This is a genomic window from Thermobifida halotolerans (assembly GCF_003574835.2).
Lineage (GTDB): Bacteria > Actinomycetota > Actinomycetes > Streptosporangiales > Streptosporangiaceae > Thermobifida > Thermobifida halotolerans.
Genome location: NZ_CP063196.1, coordinates 5,043,472 through 5,049,442, shown reverse-complemented (window position 1 = coordinate 5,049,442; position 5,971 = coordinate 5,043,472). Strand labels below are relative to the sequence as shown.

At 72.3% G+C, this 5,971-nt stretch carries 3 protein-coding genes; all 3 read left to right on the top strand.

Features of this window, described 5'->3' with window-relative positions; genetic code table 11:
* Positions 1-115 precede the first annotated feature (115 nt).
* The 3 genes from NI17_RS22560 (at position 116) to NI17_RS22550 (ending at position 5,957) form a co-directional block, all read left to right on the top strand.
* Positions 116-481 carry a hypothetical protein gene (locus tag NI17_RS22560; RefSeq protein WP_068694149.1) on the top strand — a complete coding sequence of 122 codons (366 nt, stop codon included), beginning with the start codon at positions 116-118 and terminating at the stop codon, positions 479-481.
* 265 nt (positions 482-746) lie between these two features.
* Positions 747-2,534, top strand: coding sequence for a hypothetical protein (locus tag NI17_RS22555; protein WP_170163081.1), 1,788 nt, complete (start codon positions 747-749; stop codon positions 2,532-2,534).
* Between the two features lie 102 nt (positions 2,535-2,636).
* Entirely contained in the window at positions 2,637-5,957 is a 3,321-nt protein-coding gene (locus NI17_RS22550) for a right-handed parallel beta-helix repeat-containing protein (protein ID WP_068694147.1), read from the top strand.
* Positions 5,958-5,971 lie beyond the last annotated feature (14 nt).

The following is a 5,971-nucleotide window of genomic DNA, read 5'->3' as shown; positions in this document are numbered from 1 at the left end:
CGCCGCTTCTTCCCCCCGCGCGACCGGCGGTCCACCCCGGCCCTCCCGCCGCGGGCCGCCGAGGGACGCAGGTCCACCGGGACACTCCGAGAGGTGGAACGCGGACGGGGCCGCCGTGACGGTCACGAGCGTGCCCGAGCAGTACGGCCGACGGTACCGGCCGCCCGTCCGGCGGGCTGCCCTGGCCGACGGGGACGGCACCCGCCTGGGCTGGGTGTGGACCGACGACGAGGACGCCGCGGGCTGGGCCGAGGACCCCGGTCCCCTGTCCGGTCCGGGCGAGGGGGCGGCCCGGGTTCGGGCGGGCGCGCACGTGTGGACGGTGCTGCGGGACGCCCGCGCGCGGGGGGAGCCCGCCTCGTCCCTGCTGCGGCCCGAACTCTACGCCCCCTACCTGCTGGGCGCCCCCAAGGAGGCGGACAAACCGGGGCAAATCGGACCAGGGGTGGAGGAAGTGAGGCGAACAACTCAGGACCTATGAGCTTCCCCACAGGGCAAAAGATGGTAAAAAAGGGGCGTCAGAATCAGGATTGGCTGCTGGCTTCCCCAGAATTCTTGACCGCTCGCGATCCGAGGACACGCCGGAGTCGATCAGCGCAAGAACGCCGAATCATCTCAGGCACCGCCGATCCGGACCCCGATTCCTCCCACAGGCTGTGAATTCCGTTCCGATCAGGGCGTTTTCCAGGACGCGGCCCAAAATCGGCCGCGCAAATGGCTGACGAGTTTCGAAAGGATACTCGCCGATGACGGACAATTCCCGGGAAGTGCGCGAGGAGGCGCACTCTCCCACGACGCCTCCGGGCGAGGGGGCGTCGGCCTCACCCCCGACGGCGCCGCCGAGCACCGGGCGGCCCGCCTCGCCGAGGACGTTGCGGCCCCAGCCCTCGGCTGAGGAAGCCGTTCCCCCGCCGACCGTGGACTCCGACGTCGCGGCCGAGTCGACCACGGACACGGCGGTGGCCGAGGAGACCGCCGAGGAAGGGCGCCCCGACATCGACGCCGTGGGGGCGCTCAAGGCGAAACCGCTCGACCCGGTCGCCCCCACCCCCCGCCCGGGACGGCCCACCGCTCCCGTGCTGGCCGGTGCGGCGATCGCCGGCCTGCTGCTCATCGCGACGCCCTTCACGGTCTCGGCCGGAGCCCAGGGCGTCTCCCTCGACATCGTTCCGCTCTCCGGCGGCGGCCTGCTCGGCGACGACCCGCTCAACGGCTCCCAGGACCTGACGGAACTGGAGACCACGCCGCTCGGTTCCTCCCCCACCGCGCCGCCCGTCGGGGGCACGGTGCCCGACTCCGGCGGCGACGGGGGGTCGGGCGGCGGAGGCGGCGGCAACACGTCCGCCGCCTCCGACCCCAACACCGGTTACGTTCCCGAGGCACTCGACGAGGAGCCCGAAGGTTTCCCGGCGGAGACCGACGGCACCGACGCCGAAGGCGGGACCGGGAGCGGAGGCGGCACCGGGGGCCAGGTCACGAGGAACAACCCGCAGCACCGGGTGGAGTACGGGGACGGCACGAACATCGCCTCCGGCCCCAAGCCCTCGTCTCCGAAGAGCGAGGAGACGCCGTCCGCCGACGGCAACCGCGGTGAACGCGACCGTGACGACAAGGCGGGCTCCTCCGACAAACCGGAGACCCCGGAGGACCCCGAGGGCGGTCTCGACCTTCCCCTCCCCCTCGGCAGCGGCGGTGACAAGCCCGCGGACAAGGAGGAGGACGCCGGCAAGGACGAGGACAAGCCCGCGGACGCGGACGCGGACGGCAACGAGGACGGGGCGGACACCGAGTCCCCGACCGAGGGGAACCGCACCACGGCCTCCGACGACCAGAAGCCGACGGAACCCACGGCCGGGCAGGAGACCGAACGCGAGGCCGAGCGGGAGGAGAACCCGGCGGAAGAGGCTCCGGCCGAAGAGGCTCCGGCCGAAGAGGCTCCGGCCGAAGAGGCTCCGGCCGAAGAGGCTCCGGCAGAGGAGACTCCGGCCGAAGAGGCTCCGGCGGAGGAAGCACCCTGGTCGTACACGGTGACCGCCGGTCCCGGATGCGCGTCCGACGCCTCCTACGGCCGGGTGGGCGTGTGGCACAGCGAGGGCGGCACGTCCGGCTGGGCCAACCGCCCGAGCGGGTACACCGAGTCCGGGTGCGACGGAACCTACGACGCGATCCCGGTGTCGGGCAGCGCCGACCACGGCAGCGGCGAGTACGCCTACTGGTCCTTCTCGCCCGGCGTCGCGGGGGCGACGTGCGAACTGTACGTCCACATCCCCAACGACGAGTCGCCGCTGTGGATCGGTGAGCAGGAGGCCAGGTACCAGATCTTCGCCGGTCCCACGGCCGAGGGCGCCCCGGTCGCGGGCTTCGGCATCCACCAGTCCCAGATCAGGGGCGGCTGGGTGCAGGCGACCGGCTTCGTCTCGCCGACCGAGCAGTTCACCATCCAACTCACCAACGTCGGGGAGAACACCCTGGCGGGTCAGGGCGACACGAGCACGCACGTCGCCGCCTCGGTGATCCGCACCGAGTGCTCCTGACATCCCACTCCGCGGGCGGGGTCGCGAAGACGGCCCCGCCCGCCCCCTGACCGCATCCGCACAGGGCCGTCCCGAGCCCGGAAACAAGAGAGGCAACCGCAGATGGCCAGGCAACTCCTCACGGTCGCTCCGGACGGGTCGACCGGACACCCGACGATCGAGTCCGCGGTGCGGGCCGCCGAGAGCGGTGCGCTCATCACCATCGCCCCGGGGCGCTACGAGGAGAGCCTGATGCTGCTCAAGGTCGTCACCCTGGTGGCGCGGGACGGCCGCGGCAGTGTGGAGATCATCGCCGAGTCGGGCAGCGCGGTCGTCTCGGGGGCGGAGGCCGTCAAGCTCTCCGGACTGGTCCTGCGCGGCCACGACGGGGAGCGGCCCGTGGTCGACATCGCCGCCGGACAGGCGGAGATGGCCGACTGCGAGGTGGACGGCGCGGCGTGGACCGCCGTCGTGGTCCGCGACTCCGGTGCTCTGGCGATGCGCGAGAGCCGCGTCACCTGCTCGGCCGGGGCCGGGGTGGTGATCACGACGGCCGAGCCCAGCGTTCTGGAGGACTGCGTCATCGAGGACGTCGAGACCAGCGCCCTGGTCATCAGCGACCGCGGCCGTCCCGTCGTCCGCTCCTGCGTGTTCCGCGACATGCGCGGCAACGGGGTGTTCGCCAGCGGACGGGCCGCCGGGACCATCGAGGACTGCGACATCTCCGGCTGCGCCAAGCCCGCGGTCGCGTTGGAGGACGACGCCAGCACGAGCCTGCGCGGCCTGCGCGTGCACGACACCTCCGAGGACGGACTGGCCCTCTCCAGCCGCGCCAGGGCCGTGGTCGAGGACTGCCGGTTCGAGGACGTCGGTGGTCGCGGCATCGTCGTGTACAACGGCTCCGACCCCCAGGTGAGCCGGGTGACGGTGGCCCGCTCCAAGGGCGTGGGCATCCACGTGTGGGGCAAGGCGCGCGGCCTGTTCACCGACTGCGAGGTGGACGCGTCCGAAAGAGACGGCGTGCGCGCCGATGAGCGCGCCACCACCTCCTTCATCAACCTGACGGTGCGCGGCGGCACCGGGATCAGCATCGGCGGCAACAGCACGGTGGAGTTCGACCGGGGACTGGTCACCGGCAGCGAGGGGCCCGGCTTCGTCGTCGAGGCCAGCAGCCCGTTCCTGCGGGGGGTGGCCGTGGCCGACACCCGCGGCCAGGGAGTGCGGTTCCGCAAGGGCGGCCAGGGGCGGCTGGAGAACGTCACGATCGAGCGGAGCGGCAAGAGCGCGGTGCACGCCGACGAGCGCTCCCGGCCGCTGCTGACCGGGGTGAGCATCCGCGAGAGCCGCGACAACGGCGTCACCGTCGGCGCCGAGACCGAGGCGGACCTGCGCGACTGCGACATCGCCGACTGCGCGGGCGACGGGATCGCGGTCCAGAACAGAGGAAAGGCGTCGGTGCTGCGCTCCAGGGTCTACAACGGCCGCCGCAACGGCGTGCTCGTCGCCGCGGGCGCCGAGGCCACACTGCGCAGGTGCGAGCTCTTCGGCAACGCCGGGGACGGCGTGCTCGTCCACAGCACCGAGGACGTGCTGCTGGAGGACTGCACGGTGCGCGACAACAGCCGCGCCGGACTGCGCCAGACCGTACACAGCGAGCGGGTTCGCACGCAGGAACTGCTGAGCAGCGGAAACGGCGCCCCCGACGCCTACGGGGAAGACGCCGGGACCGGGGACGACTCCGTCGCGCCGCTCCCGGCGGCGCCCGTCCCCGACGGCGGGCAGGAGGCCGACGAGCCGGACGGCCCGCTGGCGGAACTGGACTCCCTCATCGGGTTGGAGAACGTCAAGCGCGAGGTCCGGACCCTCATCAACCGCACCCAGATGGCCCGGCGGCGCGCCGAGATGGGACTGCCCGCCCCGCCGATGAACCGGCACCTGGTGTTCGGCGGCCCGCCCGGCACCGGCAAGACCACCGTGGCCCGGCTCTACGGCCGCATCCTCGCCGAACTCGACGTGCTGCGCTACGGGCACGTGGTCGAGGTGTCGCGGGCCGACCTGGTGTCGCAGTACGTGGGCGGGACCGCCATCAAGACGACCGAGGTGTTCGAGCGCGCCAAGGGCGGGGTGCTGTTCATCGACGAGGCCTACACGCTCTCGGGCAAGACCGGCGGCAGCGGCCCCGACTTCGGCCGCGAGGCCATCGACACCCTGGTGAAGCTCATGGAGGACCACCGCGACGACGTCGTGGTGATCGCCGCCGGGTACACCGAGGAGATGGAGGGCTTCCTCGCCGCGAACCCGGGCATGGCCTCGCGCTTCAACCGCACCATCGAGTTCCCCAACTACGAGACGGACGAACTGGTGCGGATCGTGGAGGGGATGTGCGTCGCCCACCACTACGAACTGGCCGAGGAGACCAGGGAGGCGCTCAGGACGCTGTTCGAGGAGATGCCCCGGGACGCGACGTTCGGCAACGGCCGCACCGCGCGCAAGATCTTCGAGGAGATGGTGGACCGGCAGGCGTTCCGCCTGGGGGACGCGCCGCCGGACAGCCCGGCGGACCTGACCCGGCTGCTGCCCGCGGACCTGGGGGTGAAGGTCCCCGAACCCGGCGCCGACGGCGGGGAGCCGAAGGACGAGCTGACCGAGCTGCGCGCCGAACTCGACGCCATGATCGGTCTGCGGCAGGTCAAGGACACCGTCAACGACCTGGCGAACCTGCTGGTCATGTCCACCCAGCGCAAGGCGCTGGGGCTGCCGGTGCCCTCGATGAGCCACCACCTGGTGTTCACGGGGGCCCCCGGTACCGGTAAGACCACGGTGGCCCGGCTGTACGGGCGGCTGCTGAAGACCCTGGGGGTGCTCACGTCGGGGCAGGTCGTCGAGGCCGCGCGAGCCGACCTGGTGGGCCGCTACGTGGGACACACCGCGCAGTTGACCACCGAGGTGTTCGAGCGTGCCAGGGGCGGCGTGCTGTTCATCGACGAGGCGTACACGCTGACGCCCAGGGGCGGCGGCAACGACTTCGGGCAGGAGGCCGTCGACACCCTCGTCAAGCTGATGGAGGACCACCGCGACGAGGTGGTGGTGATCGTCGCCGGATACACCGCCGACATGCAGCGCTTCCTGGACTCCAACCCCGGTCTGGCCTCCCGGTTCAGCCACCGGGTGGAGTTCGCCGACTACAGCGACGAGGAGTTGGTCACCATCGTCGACCAGATGGCGCGCAAGTCGGGCTACGAGTGCGGGGAGGCGACCCTGGCCGCGCTGGCCACGCACTTCGCGGCCGTGCCGCGCGACGCGTCCTTCGGCAACGCCCGCTACGCCCGGCAGGTCATGGAGCGGATGATCACCCGCCAGGCGGGGCGGCTGGTGGGCATGGCCGGAGCGGCGGACCGGGAGGCGTTCACCACGCTGCTTCCCGAGGACGTCCCGGCCCCGTAGTCCCGGCCCGGCGC

Coding starts and splice junctions, on each gene's coding strand:
- NI17_RS22555 (WP_170163081.1), top strand. CDS start 747: ATGACGGACAATTCCCGGGAAGTGCGCGAGGAGGCGCACTCTCCCACG.
- NI17_RS22550 (WP_068694147.1), top strand. CDS start 2,637: ATGGCCAGGCAACTCCTCACGGTCGCTCCGGACGGGTCGACCGGACAC.